Source organism: Bacillus sp. JJ864 (assembly GCF_036963045.1).
Lineage (GTDB): Bacteria > Bacillota > Bacilli > Bacillales > Bacillaceae_G > Bacillus_A > Bacillus_A pseudomycoides_C.
Genome location: NZ_JBALLY010000001.1, coordinates 1 through 1,961 on the forward strand (window position 1 = coordinate 1; position 1,961 = coordinate 1,961).

At 35.2% G+C, this 1,961-nt stretch carries 1 protein-coding gene; it reads left to right on the top strand.

The annotated features are described in order from the left end of the window. Positions 1 to 87 precede the first annotated feature (87 nt). Positions 88 to 1,848 (top strand): alpha-glycosidase, encoded by a 1,761-nt coding sequence (locus V7024_RS00005; RefSeq protein WP_335513913.1) that lies wholly within the window; start codon positions 88 to 90, stop codon positions 1,846 to 1,848. The last annotated feature ends 113 nt before the right edge of the window (positions 1,849 to 1,961 follow it).

A 1,961-nucleotide genomic window follows, 5' to 3' on the forward strand; every position in this document is an offset into this window, starting at 1 on the left:
ACTCTTATAAGCAATATTAAAGTTACATAAAAAGCAATCGTTTGCGATATATCTTTATTTTAAAAATAGTAAAGGGGGATTTTTCACATGTTAAAAGAAGCAATATACCATAGGCCAAAAGATAATTACGCATACGCTTATAATGAAAAAACACTTCATATTCGGCTGCGTACAAAAAAAAACGATGTAGATGTAGTGTCCTTCATTTATGGAGATCCATATGAATGGCAGAACGAGAAGTGGCTCACAGCAAAAATGACAATGGAAAAGAGCGGTTCGACGGATTTATTCGATTATTGGTTTGTTTCAATTGAACCGAAATTTAAGCGCTTACGATATGGATTCGAACTAAAAAACAGTACGGAAACTATCGTTTATACAGAAAGAGGATTTTTCTCTGAAGCACCTACCGACGACGTCGGCCATTACTTTTGCTTCCCATTTATACATGAAAAGGATGTTTTTACAGCCCCTTCATGGGTAAAAGATACAGTGTGGTATCAAATTTTCCCAGAACGTTTTGCGAACGGAGATTATACATGTAATCCTACGAACACTCTTCCTTGGGGCAGCACAGTGCCAACTGCAACAAATTTTTTCGGCGGAGATTTTGCTGGTATTATGCAGCATCTTGATTATCTTGTAACACTCGGTATTTCCGGGATTTACTTTACTCCGATCTTTACGGCACATTCAAATCATAAATACGACACAATTGACTATATGGAAATCGATCCTCAATTCGGAACGAAAGAAACATTTCTAAAGCTTGTTGAATCATGTCATCAACGCGGTATTAAAATTATGCTAGATGCTGTATTTAATCATAGCGGATACTTTTTTGATAAGTTTCAAGATGTTCTTGAAAAAGAAGAACATTCACCTTATAAAGATTGGTTCCATATTCATGAATTTCCAATTAAAACAGCACCTGTTCCTAATTATGATACATTCGCATTTACACCCGATATGCCAAAATTAAATACTGCTCATCCAGATGTAAAAGAATACTTACTAGAAGTAGGCCGTTATTGGGTACGAGAGTTTCACATAGACGGTTGGCGACTTGATGTTGCAAATGAAATCGATCATAGCTTTTGGAGGGAATTCCGCAGTGAAATAAAAGCAATTAATCCTGAAGTGTATATTTTAGGAGAAATTTGGCATGATGCACTACCATGGTTACAGGGGGATCAATTTGATGCTGTTATGAGTTACCCAGTTACAAACGCCCTCCTTTCTTACTTTGCACATGAAACGATTAAAGCTAGTGAATTTACGGAACAAATCACATCATCTTTACATTCATATTCCATGAATGTAAACGAAGCTGCTTTTCATCTATTAGATAGCCATGATACACCGCGAATTTTAACAACCTGCAACGGTAATAAAGAAAAAGTGAAGTTACTTTATGTATTCCACCTCTCCTTCATCGGTTCGCCATGTATTTATTACGGTGATGAAATTGGAATGGAGGGCGGGATGGATCCAGGCTGCCGAACATGTATGATTTGGGAGGAAAATAAACAAGATAGAGAGTTATTTCAACATATACAAACATTAATTTCACTACGAAAGCAATATAAAGCCTTTAGTGGACACGGTTCATTTCAATGGATTGAGGCAAACGACAAACATAATTATATTTCTTATATAAAAACATACAAGAAGGAAACAATCTTTTTTGTTTTAAATCCAACAAATCATAAAGTTACAGCTCCTATCCCTTATGATATCGCTGGTAAAAAGATTACAAACTTATATACAAAAGAAGAGTTTTCAGCTGAAACAAACTCACTACAAGTTACACTTCCACCATACGGATTTTCAATTTTGAAATGGTAAATCAGAAAAGCCTTGTTTAAAAAACAAGGCTTTTCTTTATTTACAATCGGCAATGTAACGGAATCCAAGCAACGATTCCTTAGAAACTGAGATATGTTATATTCTATAATTTA

What these genes read in the sequence shown, in the direction of transcription:
- V7024_RS00005 (WP_335513913.1), top strand. Translation starts at nt 88, where the DNA reads ATGTTAAAAGAAGCAATATACCATAGGCCAAAAGATAATTACGCATAC.